The 22,143-nt window shown below is 49.4% G+C and carries 25 protein-coding genes; 7 read left to right on the forward strand and 18 right to left on the reverse strand.

Features of this window, described 5'->3' with window-relative positions; translation table 11 throughout:
• Window positions 1-4 precede the first annotated feature (4 nt).
• From AC3QL0_RS15910 to AC3QL0_RS15940, 7 genes are all read right to left on the reverse strand, one after another.
• On the reverse strand, window positions 5-307 hold the full coding sequence (locus AC3QL0_RS15910; protein WP_493009349.1) for a DUF3325 domain-containing protein: 303 nt from the start codon (window positions 305-307) through the stop codon (window positions 5-7).
• Window positions 304-1,929, reverse strand: coding sequence for a PepSY-associated TM helix domain-containing protein (locus AC3QL0_RS15915; RefSeq protein WP_493009350.1), 1,626 nt, complete (start codon window positions 1,927-1,929; stop codon window positions 304-306). The genes AC3QL0_RS15910 and AC3QL0_RS15915 overlap by 4 nt, the downstream gene beginning before the upstream one ends.
• The gene (locus AC3QL0_RS15920; RefSeq protein ID WP_493009351.1) at window positions 1,926-2,207 is read right to left on the reverse strand and encodes a DUF3649 domain-containing protein; all 282 of its coding nucleotides are present in this window, start codon (window positions 2,205-2,207) and stop codon (window positions 1,926-1,928) included. The genes AC3QL0_RS15915 and AC3QL0_RS15920 overlap by 4 nt, the downstream gene beginning before the upstream one ends.
• A 5-nt stretch (window positions 2,208-2,212) precedes the next feature.
• Complete coding sequence (locus AC3QL0_RS15925; protein WP_493009352.1) at window positions 2,213-4,648, reverse strand: TonB-dependent siderophore receptor; 2,436 nt, start codon at window positions 4,646-4,648, stop codon at window positions 2,213-2,215.
• A gap of 148 nt (window positions 4,649-4,796) precedes the next feature.
• Window positions 4,797-5,801 carry a FecR domain-containing protein gene (locus tag AC3QL0_RS15930; protein ID WP_493009353.1) on the reverse strand — a complete coding sequence of 335 codons (1,005 nt, stop codon included), beginning with the start codon at window positions 5,799-5,801 and terminating at the stop codon, window positions 4,797-4,799.
• Between the two features lie 39 nt (window positions 5,802-5,840).
• Entirely contained in the window at window positions 5,841-6,329 is a 489-nt protein-coding gene (locus AC3QL0_RS15935; RefSeq protein ID WP_493009354.1) for an RNA polymerase sigma factor, read from the reverse strand.
• Window positions 6,330-6,492: 163 nt separating this feature from the next.
• Window positions 6,493-7,206 (reverse strand): TerC family protein, encoded by a 714-nt coding sequence (locus tag AC3QL0_RS15940; RefSeq protein ID WP_493009355.1) that lies wholly within the window; start codon window positions 7,204-7,206, stop codon window positions 6,493-6,495.
• A 683-nt stretch (window positions 7,207-7,889) separates the two neighbouring features.
• Between AC3QL0_RS15940 and AC3QL0_RS15945 the strand changes: the two genes are divergently transcribed.
• The 7 genes from AC3QL0_RS15945 to AC3QL0_RS15975 are packed head-to-tail and all read left to right on the forward strand — an operon-like array spanning window position 7,890 to window position 13,645.
• Complete coding sequence (locus AC3QL0_RS15945; RefSeq protein ID WP_493009356.1) at window positions 7,890-8,939, forward strand: ABC transporter substrate-binding protein; 1,050 nt, start codon at window positions 7,890-7,892, stop codon at window positions 8,937-8,939.
• Window positions 8,936-9,787: an ABC transporter permease gene (locus AC3QL0_RS15950; protein WP_493009357.1), complete on the forward strand. Its 852-nt coding sequence runs from the start codon at window positions 8,936-8,938 to the stop codon at window positions 9,785-9,787. The genes AC3QL0_RS15945 and AC3QL0_RS15950 overlap by 4 nt, the downstream gene beginning before the upstream one ends.
• Complete coding sequence (locus AC3QL0_RS15955) at window positions 9,787-10,566, forward strand: ABC transporter permease (protein WP_493009358.1); 780 nt, start codon at window positions 9,787-9,789, stop codon at window positions 10,564-10,566. The genes AC3QL0_RS15950 and AC3QL0_RS15955 overlap by 1 nt, the downstream gene beginning before the upstream one ends.
• A 32-nt stretch (window positions 10,567-10,598) precedes the next feature.
• The gene (locus AC3QL0_RS15960) at window positions 10,599-11,444 is read left to right on the forward strand and encodes an ABC transporter ATP-binding protein (protein WP_493009359.1); all 846 of its coding nucleotides are present in this window, start codon (window positions 10,599-10,601) and stop codon (window positions 11,442-11,444) included.
• A gap of 11 nt (window positions 11,445-11,455) precedes the next feature.
• A complete protein-coding gene (locus tag AC3QL0_RS15965) occupies window positions 11,456-12,817 on the forward strand; it encodes an LLM class flavin-dependent oxidoreductase (protein ID WP_493011013.1) in 1,362 nt (453 codons plus the stop codon).
• Window positions 12,814-13,407, forward strand: coding sequence for an NADPH-dependent FMN reductase (gene ssuE, locus AC3QL0_RS15970; protein ID WP_493009360.1), 594 nt, complete (start codon window positions 12,814-12,816; stop codon window positions 13,405-13,407). The genes AC3QL0_RS15965 and ssuE overlap by 4 nt, the downstream gene beginning before the upstream one ends.
• A gap of 19 nt (window positions 13,408-13,426) precedes the next feature.
• Complete coding sequence (locus tag AC3QL0_RS15975; protein ID WP_135866710.1) at window positions 13,427-13,645, forward strand: TOBE domain-containing protein; 219 nt, start codon at window positions 13,427-13,429, stop codon at window positions 13,643-13,645.
• Between the two features lie 45 nt (window positions 13,646-13,690).
• Here AC3QL0_RS15975 and AC3QL0_RS15980 read toward each other — a convergent pair whose 3' ends face one another.
• The 11 genes from AC3QL0_RS15980 to cueR all read right to left on the reverse strand — a co-directional run bounded on the left by AC3QL0_RS15980 (window position 13,691) and on the right by cueR (window position 21,973).
• Complete coding sequence (locus AC3QL0_RS15980) at window positions 13,691-14,425, reverse strand: cytochrome c biogenesis CcdA family protein (RefSeq protein WP_493009361.1); 735 nt, start codon at window positions 14,423-14,425, stop codon at window positions 13,691-13,693.
• Window positions 14,426-14,461: 36 nt separating this feature from the next.
• Window positions 14,462-15,316 (reverse strand): c-type cytochrome biogenesis protein CcmI, encoded by an 855-nt coding sequence (gene ccmI, locus AC3QL0_RS15985; RefSeq protein WP_493009362.1) that lies wholly within the window; start codon window positions 15,314-15,316, stop codon window positions 14,462-14,464.
• A gap of 1 nt (window position 15,317) precedes the next feature.
• Window positions 15,318-15,764, reverse strand: a complete 447-nt coding sequence (locus AC3QL0_RS15990; RefSeq protein ID WP_493009363.1) for a cytochrome c-type biogenesis protein — start codon at window positions 15,762-15,764, stop codon at window positions 15,318-15,320.
• Complete coding sequence (locus AC3QL0_RS15995) at window positions 15,764-16,291, reverse strand: DsbE family thiol:disulfide interchange protein (protein WP_493009364.1); 528 nt, start codon at window positions 16,289-16,291, stop codon at window positions 15,764-15,766. Before AC3QL0_RS15995 ends, AC3QL0_RS15990 begins: the two co-directional genes overlap by 1 nt.
• The gene (locus AC3QL0_RS16000) at window positions 16,288-18,240 is read right to left on the reverse strand and encodes a heme lyase CcmF/NrfE family subunit (protein WP_493009365.1); all 1,953 of its coding nucleotides are present in this window, start codon (window positions 18,238-18,240) and stop codon (window positions 16,288-16,290) included. Before AC3QL0_RS16000 ends, AC3QL0_RS15995 begins: the two co-directional genes overlap by 4 nt.
• Complete coding sequence (ccmE, locus tag AC3QL0_RS16005; protein WP_493009366.1) at window positions 18,237-18,692, reverse strand: cytochrome c maturation protein CcmE; 456 nt, start codon at window positions 18,690-18,692, stop codon at window positions 18,237-18,239. The genes AC3QL0_RS16000 and ccmE overlap by 4 nt, the downstream gene beginning before the upstream one ends.
• Entirely contained in the window at window positions 18,685-18,855 is a 171-nt protein-coding gene (ccmD, locus tag AC3QL0_RS16010) for a heme exporter protein CcmD (RefSeq protein WP_493009367.1), read from the reverse strand. Before ccmD ends, ccmE begins: the two co-directional genes overlap by 8 nt.
• Window positions 18,842-19,588 carry a heme ABC transporter permease CcmC gene (gene ccmC / locus AC3QL0_RS16015; RefSeq protein WP_493009368.1) on the reverse strand — a complete coding sequence of 249 codons (747 nt, stop codon included), beginning with the start codon at window positions 19,586-19,588 and terminating at the stop codon, window positions 18,842-18,844. Before ccmC ends, ccmD begins: the two co-directional genes overlap by 14 nt.
• A gap of 7 nt (window positions 19,589-19,595) precedes the next feature.
• Complete coding sequence (gene ccmB, locus AC3QL0_RS16020; protein WP_493009369.1) at window positions 19,596-20,267, reverse strand: heme exporter protein CcmB; 672 nt, start codon at window positions 20,265-20,267, stop codon at window positions 19,596-19,598.
• Window positions 20,264-20,878: a cytochrome c biogenesis heme-transporting ATPase CcmA gene (gene ccmA / locus AC3QL0_RS16025; protein ID WP_493009370.1), complete on the reverse strand. Its 615-nt coding sequence runs from the start codon at window positions 20,876-20,878 to the stop codon at window positions 20,264-20,266. The genes ccmB and ccmA overlap by 4 nt, the downstream gene beginning before the upstream one ends.
• A 633-nt stretch (window positions 20,879-21,511) precedes the next feature.
• Window positions 21,512-21,973, reverse strand: a complete 462-nt coding sequence (gene cueR / locus AC3QL0_RS16030; RefSeq protein WP_493009371.1) for a Cu(I)-responsive transcriptional regulator — start codon at window positions 21,971-21,973, stop codon at window positions 21,512-21,514.
• Window positions 21,974-22,143: the final 170 nt, after the last annotated feature.

Genomic DNA, 22,143 nt, shown 5'->3' on the forward strand with positions numbered 1-22,143 from the left:
CTGATCAACGCCTTTTCAGGCGTTCAATCAGAACAAAAAAATACAGAACCAACCCCGCCGCTACACTGGTATGCCCGCTATACGCCGCCAAACCTTTTCCCCATCCCAACTGCTGCACAGCCACTACCGCCGCTACGATCAACAGCAACCACCCCACACTGCGTAATGTACGCGTCACGCTAATGGGCATTTCGCGCTCAAATACGTCTTCTTGATGTCTGACCATGGTAAAACCCAAGCACAAAAATCCCAGCCAAGACGTCAGCAATAACACCACATGCGTACCCCACCATGCCTGACTCATCATGACTCCTGCGTGGTTAGTGCTGGCGCGGCAACAGGCGACCGTTTTTTCGCCACGGGACGCGGGCGAGGCGGTTGATGCTTGGCTACCCGCCATGCCATCGCCGCATGCACAATCGCCAATAGCCACAGGCTTAAATCAAAGCTTAAGAACAGCCAACCTGCTTGAGCCAAACTGGATTGCATGCCCTGCCCCAACCCCAACATATTCGCGATAGGAAGCAAAAAGCACAGCCCTGCAGCCATCGCTAGCAACTCAACCCAAGCTCGCTTAGCTGGCCGCACTAAGGCCCAGACCAAGGTTGCTAGCCACACTAAGAAGAAGCCATGTATTTCCCACTGCGCTCGTTCTAGCATCTCTACAGGCAACCAACGGTTGAGCCAGAAAAAAGCCACCATGGCGACCGATAACCCTGCAATGGAGGCAATATTGAGCCGCTCTACCAACCTAAAGCCAAAATATGGTTTTTCTGGATCAGGCAATTTGCTGCGACGTTTTACTGTCCACAACACGAGTCCCGACCCCACCATCGCAGTACCCACCAACCCCACAATGAAATACAACCATCGTGTTTCTATGTCAGCAAAACGCCCCAAATGCAGCCCGTAGAGCACGCCCTGTGTTGTCGCCACCGCGCCGGAGCCATCTTTGGCGTGCAATAGCTCACCCGTTACGCCATCAAAGACCACGTATTTAGGTGTTGTAGACACTTGTGCTGTCTGGCTTTGCACCATAGCCACGCGAGCATTGGCATCATTAATATTGCTCACTTGCACGCTACCAATGGTGGATTGCCCCCATCGTTGTTCAGCTTGCTCAACTAATGGTGCTAGTGCCACTAAGGTAGCGGGTACGCCAGCAGGCTTCGGTGCGGCCGGCTGCATAAAACGCATCTCACTAGTCACCGCTGCTTTATCGGCTGGAGTAGGTAAGCTTTGCAGCCCCCACGGCATATACAGCACCATTAGGGTGACCAAGCCACTCCACGTAATCATGAAATGAAATGGCAGCCCGAATACTGATAATGCGGCATGCGCATCCAACCACGAACGCTGCCCTTTTCTACGTCTAAAGGTGAAGAAATCCGTGAATATTTTCTTGTGTGTGATCACTCCACTAATGATGGCCACCAGCATGAACATGGCACAAAAGCCAATAATCCATCTGGCCCATAAGCCCGACATATAGTGAAAGTTGAAGTGAAAGGCGTAGAAGAAATCCCCACCACGCGTTGCCCTCGCACTGACTTCTTGCCCACTAACGGGGTCCAGCGTGACGCTTTTGAACCCTCGCCCACCGGCATTAGGGTCCCGCCACGATGCTGTGATCGTAGGCTTACGCTCTGTGGGCAACTGAATGCTGACTTGGGTTAACGCAGGCTGTTGTTCGCGTATGCTATCTACCGTACGCTGCACCAACGCAGACACATCACCAGAGTGATGCGGCACGGCCAACTCTGGCCGCATATATTGCGAGATTTCTTCCCGAAAAAATGAGGCTGTACCAGTTAGAAACACGGCATAGAGCACCCACCCCACTAACAGCCCTGTCCAAATGTGCAGGTCAGACATGGTTTGGCGAATACCACGAGGTTTGGGCGGTGCTTTCTTGATGACATCACTCATAGCATTGCCCCCAGATCAGGCCAATTTGCCATAGGCCATAGCACCACCACAGGAACAATTACCCCCAACCATGCGCGTTTTGCCGAACGTACAGCAAACACCCAAATCACTACCGCCGCATACACTAAAAAGCTATACAACATACCAAACATGGCCGCCTCGGCAGGCTCTTGTGGCAAGCGCAACATGGCAATAGAAAAGAAGGCAGCCACCACGTACCCTCCTACGATAGCTGCCACACACCGCGACATCAGCGGCAAATAACGCAATGCTTGCATGCCGCTTAGAAGTCCACGCTAGCCGAGAACATAATGGTACGAGGTGCGCCTAAACCGCTGCCCAATGAACTGGCCCAGTATGCTTTATTGCCTACGTTCAACACTTGCGCACGCAAAGTCACATCCCTACCCGCAATCACAGTGTTGTAGCGCGCACCCACGTCAAAAATGGTACGACCTGCCACAGACATCGAGTTATCTGCATTGATATATTGCTTGGACGTTGCCACTGCATTCGCCGTTAACGTCAAACCATTGAGGTAAGGGATATCCCATTCCACACCTGCTTTGGCCTGCCATCTTGGCGTAGAAGTTGCATAACGCCCTTGGTTCACGCCACCTGCTGTGCGTGTCAGTTTGGCTTGGGTATATGCCACGCCCCCTAACAAACGTACACCCTCACTTGGTTCACCCATAAAACCAAACTCTAAGCCTCGGTTACGCTGCTCACCATCAAACGAAAAAACATTCGTGACAGGGTCTGTATAGCTGCTGGGGCGTTTAATTTCAAAGGCACTCAGTGTCGTAATCAAGCTGCCACTGTCCCACTTCACACCCACTTCGTGCTGTTTGGTTTTGTACGGTGCAAAGACCTCGCCCGCGTTGGCCGCAGTCACTGGGGCAGTAGCGCCTTGGCTTAAACCTTGGATGTAGTTACCGTAAATCGAAACCTGATCCGTGACTTTAAACAATGCCGCTACCGTCGGCGTAAATGCCCCTTCGTCGTAGCGATTCGTGCGTCGTCCGCTATTAGCATCAAAAGTATCACTCACAATATTCTGATGACGCACGCCTACGGTTAGCTGTAAGCGATCATCAAAAAACGACAGCATGTCAGCCACACCAAAACTGGTGATTTTGACTTCACCCGTTTTAGGCAGGCTAGCGTATCTAAAACTTGTATCTACTTTTGGCCCCCACTGTGGATCGTAAATGTTCGTGATCCAATCGTTTGACATCATATTACGTTGAAAACCAAAGTAATAATCGTGATGATAATAAGATGCATTAAAAGCCAGTTCATGACCAATAGGCCCCGTATTGAACTGCGTGCGTATCCCTGCATCAGCGGAGTCTTTCTTGTAGATCATGCGCTGAAACGAGAAGTTATTCTTAAAGTCACCTTCTTCATTAAAGAGAGTGTTGGTAGAGCTGGCTAAGGAGTTGAACTTGGTTTTGCTATGACCAAAATTGGCATAGGCCATAGTTCTATTCGTAATGTCCACTTCCGCATGCAGCAAAGCAGCTTTGTCTTCGGTGGTCGTAAACGTCCAATCCGGCGCTAATAGCGTATCTGGCTTAGGCGGCTCGGGCACCTCCATGCCTTTGCCTAACGAAATGCCTCGATTCAGACCACTAATATGGTCTTTGTTCGTGTATAAATCGGCAGAAATACGTACGCGATCAGTACGCCAATCCAATCCCAACGATGCTAAATCTGCACGCTTAGACTGCCCTTTCACTGCGCTGTCACCATCTCTATACATGGCATTAAAACGTATACCGAACTGCTTATCTTCACCAAAACGTCTACCCAAATCTATGTGGGTGCCAAACTGTGATTTCTCTGCATACGTACCAGTCAGACGTGCCAGTGGCTCATCTCCTGCACGTTTAGGCACCAAGTTAATACTACCGCCTACCGACCCACCGGGAGGCATACCATTTAGCATGGCCGCTGGACCTTTTTGTACTTCTACCCGCTCAACGAACTCAGGGGTAATGCGCCAGTAAGGCACCATGCCATACAGCCCGCCCAACGCGATATCACTATTGCTAACAGAGAAGCCTCGCAAACTGAAACTGTCCCCAATCATGCCGGTAGAACCATTACTAAACACGCCTGGGTCTGTAGCCGCAATGATGCTAGACAGTTCTTGAGCTTGCTTGTCTTGTATGTAGCGATCGGTATAGCTGACTACGTTAAAAGGCGTATCCATAACGTCTTTATTACCTAGCAACCCCATACGCCCACCCGTGGCAACTTGCCCACCAGCATACGCCGGCTCTACATCTGTCGCTGCCTTACCGGCTACCCGTATCGCGCTTAATTGCGTAGTTTCACCTGCTGCTGATGTAGCAGCGCGTGACAAGGTCACATTTCGGCCTTGTCGACGATATTGCACAGACGTACCCGCCAACATGCGTTGCAAGGCTTGTTCTGGGGTCATGACCCCTTTCACAGCCGCAATTTGAATGCCGCTTACCACGTCTGGTGTATAGAAAAACTGTAACGACGTTTGGCGACCCAGTTCTATTAAGGAGTCGTCCAGCGAACGCGCAGGAATATCAATGGATACTGCAGCATCTTGCGCCTGCACCGTGGCTGCCACCCCCATCATCCCTACCGACATCACGGCAGCAGTAACTAACCTCAAACTTAAGACAGAACGACATGCCAAGCGGCGCGGTGCAATATTATTAGCAGTATGACGACTCACGATTCTACGCATCCTTAATGCTGCATGAAGGCACGACTGCTATCACAGCCATGCACAGTAAACAGATACGAGGTCTTCACAACCTCTTCATGCATACAGACGCTTTAGCCTCCCCAAAACCTGAATGAGATTTATTCTTATTTTGTTACTAATTGTAAATTTGATGTAGTGGGAAGACTTCAAACACCCGCTGTTGGACATTTTCTTTCACACCAACAGGAACAATATGGGGCAATGCCTCTAAGAAGGCGTGGGGGTCATCCACTCTGAATACACCCGACACCTTCAACTGACCCAATTGAGCAGTAGTCAGCCGTACAGACACATCACTATACCGTTTGAGCTCTTGAATGGCATCGCGTAGCGGCGTGCCCCTGAACACGACTTTACCCTCGCTCCATGCCACTGCTTTATGCGCATCGGCCGGCACTGCAGTTAAGGTTCCTTCTGTGACGCGCAATGCACTACCCGCTGCTAACGCTTGTTGCGCGCGATGCCAACGCGGCCCTGTTTGTACCTGTACAGAGCCTTCCAACACCGTCACGGTGAAGCCTTGATCCGCTTGATAAATATTGAACTGTGTACCCGTCACCTGCACAGAGCCCATCGCCATCTGCACCACAAATGGCGCATTCTCTACGGTTTGCACATCAAATAAAGCTTCACCCTGCTGCAACTGCACCAGGCGTTTGTTTTTACTGAACTGCACTTCGGCCACTGTATTGGTATTCAGCATCATGCTGGAACCATCGGGCAAAACGACATTACGCTGCTCACCTTGTGCCGTGGTAAAAACTTCTCGGTAGGTAATAGCACCGCCCCACTGCCATGGGCCTACCACTACGGCCACACCTGCTGCACCCGCCAACGCTACGCCATAGCCTAAAAATGCCCTGCGAGAGCGTGGTTGCTTCACTGGTTTCTGTGCGTTGCTAGCACGAGGTGTCGCATAGGGTTGCAGTGCCTGCTCAGTAGCCATCCACAACGCCTGAATACGGTCATACTGAGTTCTATGCTGTGGATCTTGCCTCAACCAGGCCTCAAACTGTTGCTGTTCTTCAGGCGTTACCGTGCCCGAGCGGAAACGCTCATACCAATACGCCGCAATATCGCGCGCATCTGTCAGGGTATTGGGGTCTAGACGGTCACTCATGGGCTCTGCCACCTCTATCAATACAAGACATCAAAACACTCATAGATGATCTTGTAAATGTCGGATGGTACGCATCATATAACGCTCTACCATATTGAGTGACACACCCATTCTCTGGGCTATTTCGCTATTACTGAGCCCTTCTATCTGGCGCAGCCTGAAAGCCTCTTGGCAAGACTCTGGTAACAATGCCAAAGCACGCTGCATGGTACGCATCAATTCGCCTGCCTCAAAGTGTTCCTGCGCGCTGGCAGAAGTAGGTACAGCCTCTTCGGCTAAGTCATCCACACTCTGCGCTTGTCGCACTTGCTCAGATCTATAGATGCTCACCGACTGATTCATGACGATGCGGTGAAAGTAGTGCGTGGAATTTCTGGGTGTTACTGACCCCATTTCCAACATTTTGAGTGCTGCATCTTGTACAGCGTCTTCGGCATCCTGCTGAATGTTGGCGCGCTTAACCCATCCTCCTAATAATTCAGCATAACGAAGAAGCCAGTTTTTCTCTGGCACCACAGGCTGGGTCATGGCCGCACACAATCACACTCAAAACATATAACGATAATAATTATCATTTATTAATGAGAAAAAACCAAGAACAACCCATTTCCGTCTCACTAGGCAAACAAAAAACAGCCATGGCAACTGGCGCCATGGCTGTTTGATACAACAGTAATAGAATGCGTAGGTATTACTCGGCTGGCGTAATTGCCTTTTTAGCTTGGCGACTTGCCATCCATTTACCTATCGCCACGATCAACACAGCACCAGCGATGTGTGCACCGTAGAAGACCACATTGCTTGGCTCACCAAAACGCTCGGTGTAGGCAATATCGGTCACCATCAAACCACCGGCAATCCAGCCCAGCAACGCAGCACCCAACGTCACAATGACGGGGAATCGGTCAATCATCTTCAGAACGATGGTGCTACCCCAAACAATGATAGGAATACTCACCAACAGGCCAAAAATCACTAGGCCCAACTGGTGACTAGGATCAGCCATTTGTGCTGCACCCGCAATCGCGATCACGTTATCCAAGCTCATCACAAAGTCAGCAATGATGATAGTTTTAATGGCGCTCATGATAGACACACCACTTTTGATATTGCCGTGCTCGCCTTCCTCAGGAATCAGCAGACGAATCGCCACCCATGCCAACAGCAAGGCACCTACAATTTTCAGATATGGGATAGCCAACAAGGTCAACGCAAAGGCGATCAGTATCACACGCAGGATAATTGCACCTGCTGTACCCCATAACACCCCTTGCAGACGCTGTTTAGCGGGCAAGTTACGACACGCTAGCGCAATCACTACTGCGTTATCCCCGCCCAGCAAGATGTCGATCATGATGATCTGAAAGACAGCCGCCCAACTAAGCGTTTGCAGAAATTCCAACATAAGCACTCCAAAAACAAAAAAAGCCTGATCCAAAAGGACAGGCTTTCTCGAATTGGAGTCGTACCTTGCCCTTTAACGGCAAGGTCTTGCTTGTAACAGTACAGCCAAAAGTCTGTGTGTTACCCGTGCACCGGGAGTACTCATGGTACTACCGTGATGACGATGCAGCGGAAATTAAGCTACTCCCCTTGATGGAGGAATTATAGCGAAGATTACTGGAAATAGTCATTTCCAGTGCGGCAATACACGAATAAAGACGCATGGCACTTGGTAAGACTACAACATATACCGTCAAACAGCCTGTTGTCAGCGCTTTCTTTGTACTCCAGCACCTAAACCGTACGCGCTGAAAAGCCATGAACTCAACCACATACCTAGAAAACATATCAGCCAGCGTCGCTACATAGCCGTCAGGTATAGTCTGATGCTTTTTTGATTCATAAATATATTGCCCATTCCAATCATACTTATTGATTAATTTATTATTTTTATATAGATAAAATTTCATTAGATAATCAACTATTCAATTCATTTACTTATTATTTGAGTCTACATTTTTAAATATAAATTACTTCTTATCTGAAATAATTTTATTCACCTAATATAAAAAATCAATTTTCCAAACCATGGAGTTTTTTATGTTGGGTACGTTCTTAGTCCGAGGGATCCTCCGCACATTCCCCTTGCTTATCAGTCTAGGATTCGCGACCGTCGCGCCTAGCCTCGCTGCCGAAACCCCTAAAGCCATACGCATAGGCGTTGCTACCGCAGGTGGCGGAGACCCCATCACATGGGGCGGATCCCCTGGCAGTGTAGTACGCGAAAACAAATGGTTGGAATCTGCCTTTGGCGATACCGAGGTGCAATGGTTTTTCTTTAAAGGTGCGGGCCCTGCTGTCAATGAAGCACTTTCTAATAAACAAATTGATTTTGCTTATTTAGGTGACCTACCCACTATTATTGGCGTTTCCAATGGCTTAAACACTAAAATTTTACTTGCTAGTGGGCAACGCACTAATTTGTATTTAGCTACGCCTAAAGATTCAAACATTAGCAACATTCAGGATCTTAAAGATCGCAAAGTCGCGATTTTCAAAGGCACCAATGGGCACTTAGTCGCTAATAATCTTTTGCTAGATAACGGCATCAAAGAAAGTGACCTGCGCAGCATTAACCTCGATACGGGCAGCGCCCAAGCCGCGCTGGTATCCGGCAGCATCGATGCAGCTTTTGGTGGGTTTGAATACATACGTTTACTGAACGACGGCTTAATCGCCGTGCCCTACTCTACCCACGGCAAAGATCCAAAATTTACGAGACAAACCTCACTGGTAGGACGTGAAGACTTCATCACCGATCACCCGGACCTCACCCAAAAAGTGGTGAATGAGTTTGTACGTGCTTCGCATTGGGCATCGCAAGAAGAAAACCGTGATGCCCTGCTACGTATCTGGGCCAAAAGCGGAACGCCCTATGAATCCTTCGTCGTAGAGTTCGAGGGCACTCCTCTCACACAACGTAATAGTCCTCTTTTGGACGAGTTTTTCCGCACCCGCTATCAAGTCGTCGCTGATGGCGCAAAAGATCTGCAATTCATCCGCCGCCCCGTCAACGTAGAACAAATCTTTGACGACCGCTTCTTGCAACAGGCATTGCAAGAGCAGCAGCTCACTGATTTTTGGGTAGCGTATGACGCCGATGGTGTGACTCCTAGCGCTAAGAGCACGCCATGAGCCTACTCCCACAGGAAAAACTGGCGCAACAGGTGGGTGGCTATCGCGCTAATCGTTACCCCTTTGCTTCCCAACTGAGTCGTGCCGCTACGGTGTATGCCCAAGCGTTGTTAGTACCTGTACTGCTCTTTGCCGTTTGGGTAATCAGTACAGAGCAAGGCTGGGTGTCGCCCCAAGTACTGCCCCCACCTGTGTATGTACTGGAAGCCTTACTGGATTTAGTACAGAGCGGTGAGCTCTGGCTACACATAGAAGCCAGTATGCAACGTGTGTTTGTGGGTTACCTAGCTGGGTCCGTCATTGGGATAGCAATAGGCATCGCGGTGGGGGTATCCAAACACGCCGAACGCCTACTCATGCCCTCCCTCAACGCACTGGTGCAAATCCCAGTCTTGGCCTGGTTGCCCTTTGTGATGCTGCTAGTGGGTATAGGCGAAGCGCTCAAATATATCTTGATCGCTAAAGCGGCTTTGGTGCCTACGCTCATGAGCACATTCCAGTTACTGCGCCAACAACCTCAGCGATTGCGAGAAGTTGCGTTGGTGTACGGCTACAGCCCATCGCAGCGCTTTCTACACCTGAGCTTGCCCGCTGGTATTCCTATCCTCTTTACCGGGTTGCGTCTGGGCTTCACCAAGGCGTGGCTCTCATTAGTGGTCGTCGAACTGGTGGCCTCTAGCGAAGGCTTGGGCTATCTCATTGTTTACGGACGCCAACTGTTTCAACTGGATTTGGTCATGGCAACCGTATTCATCGTGGGGCTGATTGGTCTACTTATAGACCGCCTGCTAGATGGCGTAGAACGACGTGTGTTGACGTCCTCTACCCCGAAAACAAGGATTGTGTAATGCGTCATTCTACAACGTGGTTACAGCACTCTCTGTATCGCCTTGAGCCGTGGATACTGCCGCTATCCCTACTATTTCTGTGGCAGTGGGCATCCACTCAACAGTTGTGGCATTCATCACTGTTAGTGTCTCCCTCTAGCGTCTGGCAACAACTGGTGGAGCTGTGCCGCACCGGCCAACTACAACGCGCTATTACCGCTAGCCTTACGCGGGAACTTAGCGGGTTCTTCATAGGCTCTGTGCTGGGTTTAGCCTTGGGTATCACGTTGGGCTTATCCACACGTTCTAGACAACTGCTAGGGCCTAGCTTCAATACCTTCAAACAGATCTCATTGTTTGCGTGGATTCCACTGATTTCTGTCTGGTTTGGGTTGGGCGACACCGCCAAAGTCGTGTTTTTATCATTGGCAGCCCTCGTACCCGTCACGGTGTACACCGCCGATGGTATTCAAGCCGTGCCGCTACGTTTGCTAGAAGTGGCTCGTGTATACCAATACAGCACACTACAAACCATCGCCCACGTCATTCTGCCTGCTGCGTTACCTGCCATCTTTACTGGTGTGTATCTCGCGCTGATCTACTCCTGGCTTGCCACTATAGGGGCTGAGTACCTGCTGGTTTCCGGACCGGGGCTAGGCACTATCCTAATTGAAGGCAGCGAGTTGTTCCGCATGGATTTAGTGCTGATAGGCATGACCACCATAGGGTTGATTGGCGCCGGCTTGAACTGGTCTGCCCGTCTCATAGAACGACGCCTGCGTCTGTACTTCCCGCAGTAGCGCATAACCTGAACGCCATTCAAGGATCTGTTATGACACTTCAGCAAAGCCCTGCGCTCACGCTGCAGCATATTACTAAGCATTTTCACCAGCCTGATAGCCAAAGCACCTTACAAGTTCTGAACGACATTAACTTGGCGATACGCCCGGGTGAGTTCATCAGCATTGTGGGGAGCAGTGGCTGCGGGAAGTCTACGCTACTGCGTCTCATACTGGGTTTAGATACCGACTTCACAGGCAGCATCACCTTAGGCGATGCGCCTATACGCGGCCCCGGTCTGGATCGCGGCATTGTGTTCCAAGATCACCGCTTACTCCCTTGGTTATCAGTGAGCAAGAACATCCAATTCGCGTTGCGCAACAGCAAACTATCTACTCAAGAACAACTAGAGCGGGTACAGCAGCACATTGACTTAGTTGGTTTACAGGGTTTTGAGCACCACCTACCAAGTGCCATTTCCGGTGGCATGGCGCAGCGTGTTGCCATCGCTCGTGGACTGGTGAATCGCCCTTCCATCCTGTTGTTAGACGAACCATTAGGCGCGCTTGATGCACTAACACGCACTCGTCTGCAGCACGAAATACAAAACATCTGGCAACAAGAACAGATCACCATGATTTTGGTCACTCACGATGTGGATGAAGCCGTGTTTCTGGGCGACCGCGTGGTCATCATGCAGCCTAATCCTGGCCAGATACAACGCATTGTGGACATCAATTTAGATCGCCCCCGCAATCGCAGCGACCCACGTTTTATCGCGTATCGCGATGACATACTACGCAGTTTTGTAAGTACCACCCCTTCCCTCCCGCCATCTCCTCCCACACCTCAAGCTCCGTTGTGGACCACCTTAAATGGTCTCAATGTAGCGTGGTAACTCGACAAGGAATGATCATGAGCAAAGCACAGAAAAAACAAATAAAGCTAGGTGCCTTTTTAATGCAAACCGGCCACCATATCGCTGGCTGGCGTCACCCAGATGCCGATGCAGAAGCCAGCTTCAGCTTCCAACATTATGCTGATTTAGCAAAACGCGCTGAAGCCGCCAAGTTCGACGCCGTGTTTCTAGCCGACTCTGTAGGGGTACGCCAACCTGATAATCCAACACTCTTTCGCAGTGCGCGATCCTTTCATTTTGAGCCGCTCACCTTACTGTCAGGACTAGCAGCTGTCACCGACAAGATTGGCGTTATTGGAACCGCCTCCACCTCATTCAATGAGCCTTACACCCTAGCCCGTCAATTTGCCTCGTTAGATCAGCTCAGCAACGGGCGTGCTGGCTGGAACCTTGTGACCTCCAGCAGCGGTGAAGAAGCAAGAAATTACGGGTTAGAAACACATTATGCCCATCAAACCCGCTACCAACGCGCGCAGGAGTTTCACGATGTCGTGACCAACTTGTGGAATTCCTGGGACGACGATGCTTATGTAGGCAACAAAGAAGAAGGGGTATATGCTAAACCCAACTCACTACGCGCCTTACATCATCGCGGCGAGTTTTTCTCAGTAGCAGGCCCCTTAAATGTGGCACGTTCACCGCAAGGCCACCCGGTTGTAGTGCAAGCCGGTGCCTCTGAAGCGGGACGCAGCCTTGCTGCCGCCACTGCCGAAGTGATTTTTGTCGCCCATCAAACGCTGGAAGAAGGCCAACGCTTCTACAAAGACATTAAAAATCGCGTTGCCGCTTTTGGACGCAATCCCGATCACACCTTAATCATGCCTGGTGCCTTTCCGGTGATTGGTGAATCCCGTGCGCATGCCCAAGAGAAATTCGAGCAGTTGCAAAACTTAATACACCCGGAGGTAGGACTAGCCTTGGTGTCTAGCCTATTGGGCATAGATCTGAAAGGCGTAGATGTAGACAGTCCACTACCCGCCATTCCTGAAACTGAAGGCGCTAAAAGCCGTCGCCAACTGCTGGTAGATTTGGCTGGTCGCGAACAGCTCAGCATACGTGACCTGTACTTGAAAATTGCTGGCGCGCGCGGCCATTGGCAACTGGTAGGCACCGCTAATGATATTGCCGACCAACTACAGCACTGGTTTGAAAGTAATGCAGCGGATGGCTTCAACATCATGGCACCGTGGCTACCCGGTGGCTTAATTGAGTTCATCGAGCATGTTTTGCCTGAGTTGCGACGTCGTGGGCTGTTCCGCACGGAATACAGTGGCAACACCTTACGTGAACACTTAGGTTTACCTATCCCAGCTGTGCATTCGTCCAGAAAGCTGCAAGGAGCAGTGGCATGAGCCAAGCTTATGATGTTGTCGCAATCTCTGGCAGCCCTAGCGAAAGATCCCGCTCTACCAGTTTGCTGAACTACTACTCAGCAGCCCTAGAACAGTTAGGCCTACACGTGAAACACATACGTCTAGGTGATTTACCCGCCGAAGACCTGATATTTGGGCGTTACGATGCACCGGCCATTACTGAGCTACATCAGCATATTGCCAGTGCTAAAGCCATTATTTTGGCTAGCCCTGTGTATAAAGCCACCATTTCGGGGGGGCTAAAAGCGCTACTGGATGTACTGCCTGAAAATGCCTTTGCCCAAAAAACCGTAGTAGCTCTGGCATCGGCCGGAAGTTCACTGCACCTGTTGGCGTTGGACTATAGCCTAGGTCCTATTCTGGCGGCACTCGGCACACCCAAAGTGCTGAAAGGCGTGTATGCCGCCCAAAGCCAGCTTACTGCTGTTAATAACAGTTTCGAGCCCGCTGCTGATGTACGCATTCGCTTAGATCAAAGCATCAAAGAACTACACCACGCGCTATCCCCTGTAGAACCTGCTCTACCCAACCAAGACGCGTGGATTAACCGTCACTTTATCGCTGTCTGACTTTACAAAGGAATTCATTATGACCACCCCTATCATCAATGCCAGAAACCAATTCAAAGGCACTATTTCTGCCATTAACCGTGGCCAAGTGGTGTCTGAGGTTGAAGTCACCACGCTGTCGGGCTTGGTGACCTCCGTCATCACCACCCGCTCTATTGATGAACTACAACTCACCATTGGTAGTGAAGTACTGGCTTTTGTAAAAGCCACCGAAGTGGCTGTAGCTAAGTTGGCCTGATAACAAAAAGCCCGGGTATCCCTACCCGGGCTTTTTGCCCACGTACTAGCCCAATTTCCCCAGTACCGGAAAAGTGTTATAGATCCAAATAGCGAAACGTGCCAGTTCGCCAGTAGCCATCGCTATACCCATAATGACCAGCACAACGCCCGAAAACCAGCGTACATATACACCCACTCGTTTAATACGTGCCATGCGCTGCATGAACGGTGTCATGAAGTAGGCTGCCAATACAAAAGGTACGCCTAATCCCAGTGCATATATCCCTAACAATACCGTAGCCGTCCCCGCACTTGCCGTGCTCGCTCCCATCATTAAGACCCCAGCCAATACTGGCCCTATACAGGGAGTCCAGCCAAATCCAAAAGCAAGGCCAATCACTACTGCTCTGCCTAACCCCACCTCTTTATCACTAGGCTGGAAAACATAGTACTGCTGCAACCGCAGAGGTAGCCGCAGCAAGCCCAGTACACTCAACCCGGCCAAGACCACAATCACACCCGCCACAATAGTTAATTCATAGCGATAGCTCAGTAGCACCTGCCCCAATAGAGATAAGCTAGCCCCCATCGCGATAAACACGATAGAAAAACCAAACACAAAAGCGCAGCTCAAGGCCAAGATACGTAAACGCGGTGTACGTTGTTCGGTAGTGCCTTGTTTAGTATGCCCAGAAAAATACGACACATACCCAGGCACAATGGGCAGCACACACGGTGATAAGAACGACGCCATGCCCGCAAGAAACACCGTAAGCAGCGTTAACACTCCTACATCCATCAGCATTCCTGTTGTCCTTTGTGACGCAACATACTGTTATTGACGTGACTCATGGCGTAAGGCCCTAACCAGTTTTAGCTCCTCGTTGATCTGCTGAGCAGCCTCAGAATCGACAGGATATTTAGACAACAAGGTTTCCCAATAAAAAACCGTCATGTCGTATTGCTGTGCTTGGTACGCAATGGCTCCGCCTAACATCAATGCCAAGGGTTCTTCGGGATTTAAATCCAATGCCCTGTTCACTAAGTTTTTGGGCAATCCCTGCAAATCATCTTTGCCTGCTAACAGCAACGCTTCGGCATACTGCGCGAGTGCAGTAGGGTCGTTATCCACAACAGGCATGGCCTTAACATAGGCTTGCACGGCCTCGTCGTGGCGGCCGTAGTAGGTATGCACGCGAGCCATCATCAACCAACTGGCGGGGTCATCAGGGTTCCCTTCCAGTCTTTTTTCTAAGCGCGCCACCATCTCTTCCACATTCACGGGCTGCTCGGCGGCCAATTGGCTGGTTAAGGTATCGGGTTCTACCATCAGCGGCGAGCCCCAGTAGGAATACAAGCCCAACGACAAAACTGGCACAGCAATCACTAACGTAATCGCCAACTTTTTTGCCCCTAGCGCACTGCCCCACTGCTCTTTATCTAAATATTCTGTTTCCTCTAGTACTCGCCGTTGCAGTTCTATATGCGCTTGCTCATAGTCACTTTCAGACAAATCGCCCATTTCCTTCTCTAGGCGTAATTCTTTTAACTGGCTTTTTAAAATTGCCAGATTGGACTCTCTGTATTCCACGATACGTTCGGTACTGGGGCGTTTAAACACGCGGTACGCCAAGGGCAGCACCACCAACACAGCGACCACCATTAACATTGCATATAACGCGATGACCATTTCAGTGCTCCTCTTGTTTTCTATTTAATAACGCGTCTGCTTGCTGACGCTCAGCCTCTGACAAGTGTTGCTCTGTCTCGTGTCTACGCTTTCGTAACGTCAGCACATAAATGGATAAACCTATAAATAACAATGCGATAGGCCCGAACCATAACGCCAACGTCGAGTTCTTAATGGGGGTGCGGTACAAAATAAAATCACCGTACCGCTCTACCATGTAACTGCGCACTTGGTCTGCAGTCTTCCCTTGCTGCAATAGCTCTATGATTTGCTGCCGTAAGTCCACGGCCAAGTCGGCTCTGGAAGCAGCAATGGACTCATTCTGACAAACTAAACATCGCAGTTCTGAGGCTATCTCCAACATCTGCGATTCATGATTAGGCGTTTGCGCCAACGCTACGCCCTGCACCCAAAACAACAGGAGAATCGTCACTAGTTTTCTAATCATTACTCCAACTCCAGTTGCCGTATCAGAGGTAGCAATTGGGTTTCTAACGATTCTCTAGAGACCGGCCCAATATGCTTGAAACGTATTAGTCCTTGTTTATCAATCACAAAGGTTTCAGGTACGCCATACACCCCAAAATCGATACTCACTTTGCCGTTTCTATCCATGACAGAGGCCTCATACGAATTACCATTACGTTGTAGCCACGCTTTGGCTGCATCAGGCACATCTTTGTGGTTCAACCCTATCACTGGCACCTGATGCTCTGACGCCAACGCATTAATGTAGGGATGCTCTGTCAAACAGCTGTAGCACCACGACGCCCACACGTTTACTACCCACACACGCCCTTTCATATCCACCGTACTTAGGCTTTGTTCTGGGTTATGCAATAAGGGCAGCGAAAACTGGGGTGCAGGCTTATTAATTAACGGGGACGGTAACTCGCTAGGGCGCAAGGTCAGCCCTAGACCCAAAAACACCACCAATACAAAAAAACCTATTACGGGGAGAGTGAATTTATTCATGGTGCCTCCCCAGACGGCTCTTTACGGTTGGTTTTTCGCATGCGGTATCGACGATCGCTAATTGCTAACCCACCTCCTAACGCCATCAAAATACAGCCTAGCCAAATGAAATCCACCAATGGCTTATAGTGCAATCGCACACTCCACGCACCATCGCTGACCTCATCCCCCAACGCGGTATAAATATGACGTAACCCAGTAGCGTGAATAGCGGCTTCTGTCATAGGTAACGCGGAAGACAAGTAGGTTCTTTTTTCGGGATATAGGGTAAAACGGGTTTGACCATTGGACTGTACGGCGAGTGTTCCCACTTGTGCCTGATAGTTGGGGCCCTTCGCGGCTTGTACACCCAAAAAGCGTACTTGATACGCACCTATAGAGGCCAACTGCCCAGGCTTCAGCACCATATCGGTTTCAGTTTCATACGTGCTCACTGTGGTTACACCCAACACAAACACAGCCACACCTAAGTGAGCGACGTGCATTCCCAACCAATGCCAAGGCTGTGCTGTTAGACCTTGTTTAGTCGCACGTACGCGTTGCACCACCTCCCACAAACTACCCACTGCAATCCATACAGCAAAGGTAGCTCCTATAGCCGCGCCAGGCCTCCACTCACCGTAAAGCAAGGGAAATGCTGCTCCCAGCACCAGACTTAACAACAACGGCCAGCGCAATTGCACGAACAGACTACGCAAGCTGGATTTCTTCCAGTTCGCCCATACTCCAAACACGATTAAGGCCAAAGCCGGCAACATCAATGGAACAAAGACACGATTAAAGTACGGTGGGCCTACTGATATTTTCCCTAAACCCAAAGCATCAATAAACAACGGATATAACGTACCCAGTAACACGGTTGCAGCCGCTACTGTGAGCAATACGTTATTCGTTAACAGCAGTGACTCTTTGGAGACAGCAGAAAACTTTCCTCCCCCGCTAATCTTGTTCGCCCGCCACGCAAACAACAGCAATGAACTCCCCACTACTACCGTAAACAACGCCAAAATAAACACACCTCGGCGTGGGTCTGTGGCAAACGCATGCACAGAGGTCAACACCCCAGAGCGCACTAAAAATGCACCCAAAATGGATAGTGAAAAGGTACTAATTGCTAATAACACCGTCCAATTTTTAAAACTGCCCCGCTTCTCGGTGACTGCCAATGAGTGTATTAACGCAGTACCTGCCAACCAGGGGATAAATGACGAGTTTTCTACTGGATCCCAAAACCACCATCCTCCCCAACCTAGCTCGTAATAAGCCCACCAACTACCTACCGCAATACCTAACGTCAGAAATAACCACGCAATAGTTGCCCACGGCCGTGACCACCGCGCCCACGTAGCATCTAACCGGCCTGCTAACAACGCCGCAATCGCAAAGGCAAACGTTACCGAGAAACCCACATACCCCATGTACAGCAACGGCGGGTGAATGATCAGCCCAATGTCCTGCAATAAGGTGTTTAGATCCAAGCCATCTACGGGAACGGGGAAAATACGCTCAAAAGGGTTGGAAGTACCCAAGATAAAGAGTAAAAATCCAGCGGATACCAAGCCCAAAATGCCTAACACCCTAGTTACCATCACATCGGGTAACGACTTAGAAAAACGGCTTACCGCAAATGCCCAACCTGTTTGTATAAACATCCATAGCAGCAGCGACCCCTCATGCCCACCCCACACTGCAGCAATTCTGTAGAAAACCGGCAGTTGTGAATTAGAGTTATAGGCTACATAGGACACCGAGAAGTCCTGAGCAATAAATGACCACATCAAGCACAACAAACTGATGCTAAGCAGTAGGAACTGCCCTGCCGCCGCAGGTCGTGCCAGCGCCATCCATGCCAGATTGCCACGCTGTGCCCCACACAGCACTACCACTCCCTGTATAGCTGCTAATACCAACGCCAAAATCAGGGAGAAATTGCCAAGTTCTGCAATCATGGGGCCTCCACTACAGTTCGTTGGCCTTGTGCTTGATCTATCGCATGCTGTGCTTCTGGAGGCATATAGTTTTCATCGTGTTTAGCCAGTACCTCTTGCGCCGTGAACACCCCATCACTACCTAACACGCCCTGCACCACTACACCCTTACCTTCTTGGAAAAGATCAGGAAGAATGCCGCTATACCGTATAGGTACTTGGGACAGCCGGTCGGTAACCACAAAATCAACATTCAATCTGTTCCCCTCTTCTTTTTTCTGAATGCTGTTTTCCAAAACCAACCCACCTACCCGGAAAACCTTATTACTGGGATTTTTCCCCTCACTCACTTCAGTAGGCGTGAAGAAGAACACCAAACTACTTTGAAAGGCATTCAACACTAAAAACGTAGCCACCGCTAAAACAGAAATCCCACCTACTATCCATCTCAATCTGTTCTGACGTTTACTCATGCTCACCTCCATCCTCAGTAATCAACTTCATCATTCGTTTGTTTTTTATCCTTAAAAACAGGACTTCCATTGCGATGAGCAGTACACAGGCGACAAAAGAGCCCCACACATACGTGGCATAGCCACCCATAGCGATAAATTCACTAAAACTAGACCAATGCATTGTTGTTATTCCTTAGATTCTTTACCCATGCGGCATGTGCGTCTCTTTCCAGAATGAGTCGTTTTGTCCGACTGAAAACCACCGCTACTGTGTAGCTCCACGCCGCCCCCACCATCAGCAACATGCCGGTAAGCATCACCGTTGCCATAGCTGGCGCTTGCACCAGCGATACCGATGCCCCTTGATGCAAGGTGTTCCACCACTGCACCGAGAAATAAATAATGGGAATATTGATGGTGCCTATTAAGGCAAGGACAGAAGCCGCTTGATCGGCTCTTTTTGGCTCTTCGATTGCACTGCGTAGCGCCAAGAAACCTATATAGAGAAATAGCAAAATTAGCTCGGAGGTCAGACGAGCATCCCATACCCACCACGTACCCCACATAGGCTGCCCCCACAGTGCGCCTGTCACTAACGACAACACTGTAAAAATGGCACCAGTGGGAGCAAGCGCTGCAGCTAGCAACGCTGCCATACGGCTATTAAAAATCAAACAAATAGCAGACCAGAACCCCATCGCCACATAGACCAACATGGACATCCACGATACCGGTACATGCAGAAAAATAATCCTATAACCTTCACCTTGCTGAAAATCGGTGGGAGCCAAGAAAAACCCCACATATAAGCCTGCAAGTAGAAGCAACACAGCCAGCACAGACAAAACAGGTATTAATCGGCTTGCTAAACCATAAAATTTATAAGGCGATGCATAGACATAAAGAAATTTCATTTAATTATTAATCCATCGATATTCTTAATGAAAACGAAATCACAAATGGTGAGAAAAAGGTAAAAACCAATAAGAACGCGAGCAAAATAGATAAGTTATCGAGTGGCGAAAATCCCATTTGCACCGCCCTCACGGCCCCTACGCCAAAAATCAGAATAGGAATGAAAAATGGAAAAACCACCAATGAAAGAATCAATCCACCCACACGTAAGCCCAGCATTAAAGCTGCTCCCATCGCCCCTATAAAGCAGAGCGATGGAATGCCCAATGCCACAGTGACAGCCAACACCAAAGCATCAGCTACTGAAAGCCCAAAAAAGACAGAGAAAAATGGAATGACGATCAGGAAGAGAAACGTCAAAATAAACGCGTGTGAAAACACCTTAGAAAACACCCAAAAAGCGAGTGGTATTTGACTCATCACTATCTGGTCTAATACGCCGTACCGGGCATCTTCCTCAAAGACTTTCGCGACTGATAACATGATGGCTAGGATCAACGCGATCCAAAAAATTCCGGGTGCCATCGTGTATAAAAGATCCCTATTCGCTCCGATGGCAATAGGAAATAAACTGCATACAATCAAGAAGAAAAATACCGAACTCACCCAATCATTGGGTTTACGTATACAGGAGTAATACTCGCGCTTCAGCACCGAGAAAAAAAACTTTCTCATCATGTGTCTAGCACCAACCGCTGCGTTTCAAATGCCCACGGTAAATACTGATGACTGGTCATCACAACTGCACCTTGCATCCGCAAATGGGCGGCAACCAGCTCTCCTAACAACTGCTGCCCTTCCTGATCTAGGGCAGTGAGTTGCTCATCCAATATCCACAAGGGTCGTTTGCTTAACGCTAATCGCACTAAAAAACAGCGTTTCTGTTGGCCGGCAGACAACTTCTGCACGGGCTGCTGACGTAATGAAAAAAGCCCAAAGCGTTTTAACGCTGATACATACTCACTGGGTTCTATCTCTATGCCGTCCATAGACAAAAGAAAATCTACGTTTTCATGCACGCTAAGTTCGCCATATACCCCCGCGCTATGCCCCCCATACATGATGGAATACTTATAAGAAGGCTCTACCTCCTCTATTTTTTTTCCGTACCAACGCAGCTCGCCTTTTTCTGGCTGAGACAACGTGGCAAGCACACGCAGCAAGCTGGTTTTTCCACTGCCATTTCTTCCCTCTATGACCCAACACTGGCCTGATTTCACATGGAAGCTCAATGGCGAAAATAGATCTTTCCCGCCCTTACGGCACGAAACATCAACAACCTCTAACATTGCGATCCCCTGCGCCGCCACGATCAACATGGATAACGCACGCAAAAATGCTGTCCGACCACTCAGGACTAGGCCACAAGCGCACCTATGCGCAATGAGCCAAACAACATCTATAGGTAGATAAACACGGAGGAAGACGTCATACGCCTTACCGCTCCAACTAGACTTTTATAAAAATGCGTTATGCGTCTTTAGCGTGGAGGGGGGGTATCAGGGCTATACGAGTATGCCACCGCCACCTGCTGGTAGCTAGCATAGTCGGGGCAGCTATACGACATGATGATTCCTGCCGCGTTATGTTCTGCTGGGACATTAATACAGCAAATATGTGCCCCACATTGTGACAACAACGTACTAGGAACCTGCGTAGTAGACGTGGTGCTCTCTATTATTTGAGTAGAAGAAACCACCGGAGCCGACACGTCTGTGTGTGCAACAGCATTAGACGACACCAACAGTACCAGCACTGCAAGCAGTGGGTACAGCAATCTCAAAACTGCATGGATTGTCGTGTGTGCCATAGTGATCAAAGAGTAGAAACAAACGAAAATGTGCTGTTGAACAGATGTTTGACAGACACTCTTCTGAAAAGTTCTATTCAACGTACCTCGTCGTACGAAGACACCTTAAGCACTAACCACAACACACACCACGGTGCTCTATCCCTCCTGTACAACTACCGTGTGCGATAGGTGCTATTTCCTGCTGTTCCAAGCCATCTAAAATAGGACAGTCAGACCTATGGTCCCCTGCACACGAAGCAATCAGTGTATTTAATGAGTCCACCATCTGCTGCATGCACTCTATACGCTGCTCTAGCGCCTGTATATGCTGTTTAGCCAGCCGTTTTACATCTGCACTCTGGCGTGCATGGTTATTCCACAACCCTAATAGCTCGCTAATCTCAGCGATAGAAAAACCCAAATCCCTTGCCCTACGAATAAAGTGCAACCTATGTATATCTGCCTGCGTATAGGCTCGATAGCCTGCGTAGGTACGCGAGGCCTTGGGAATAAGCTCTATCTGCTCGTAATAGCGAATCATTTTGGCTGATACGTTGGATAACTTGGAGGCTTCTCCAATATTCATACTCATAGCTGCTTTCCTTAGTTAATTTTGTCATCACACGGATATCAACTTTTTGATAGCAGTAGAACGCCTTCTATTCCTAGAACCACAACACAGACTTTACAGATGGCGTTTGCACAAATACCCCGTGTGCTTATCGCGGCACGTCACGCTCACACCTTATTCCTTACAACGGT

It is taken from the genome of Paenalcaligenes sp. GW821-LYS-B07-1, assembly GCF_058803365.1.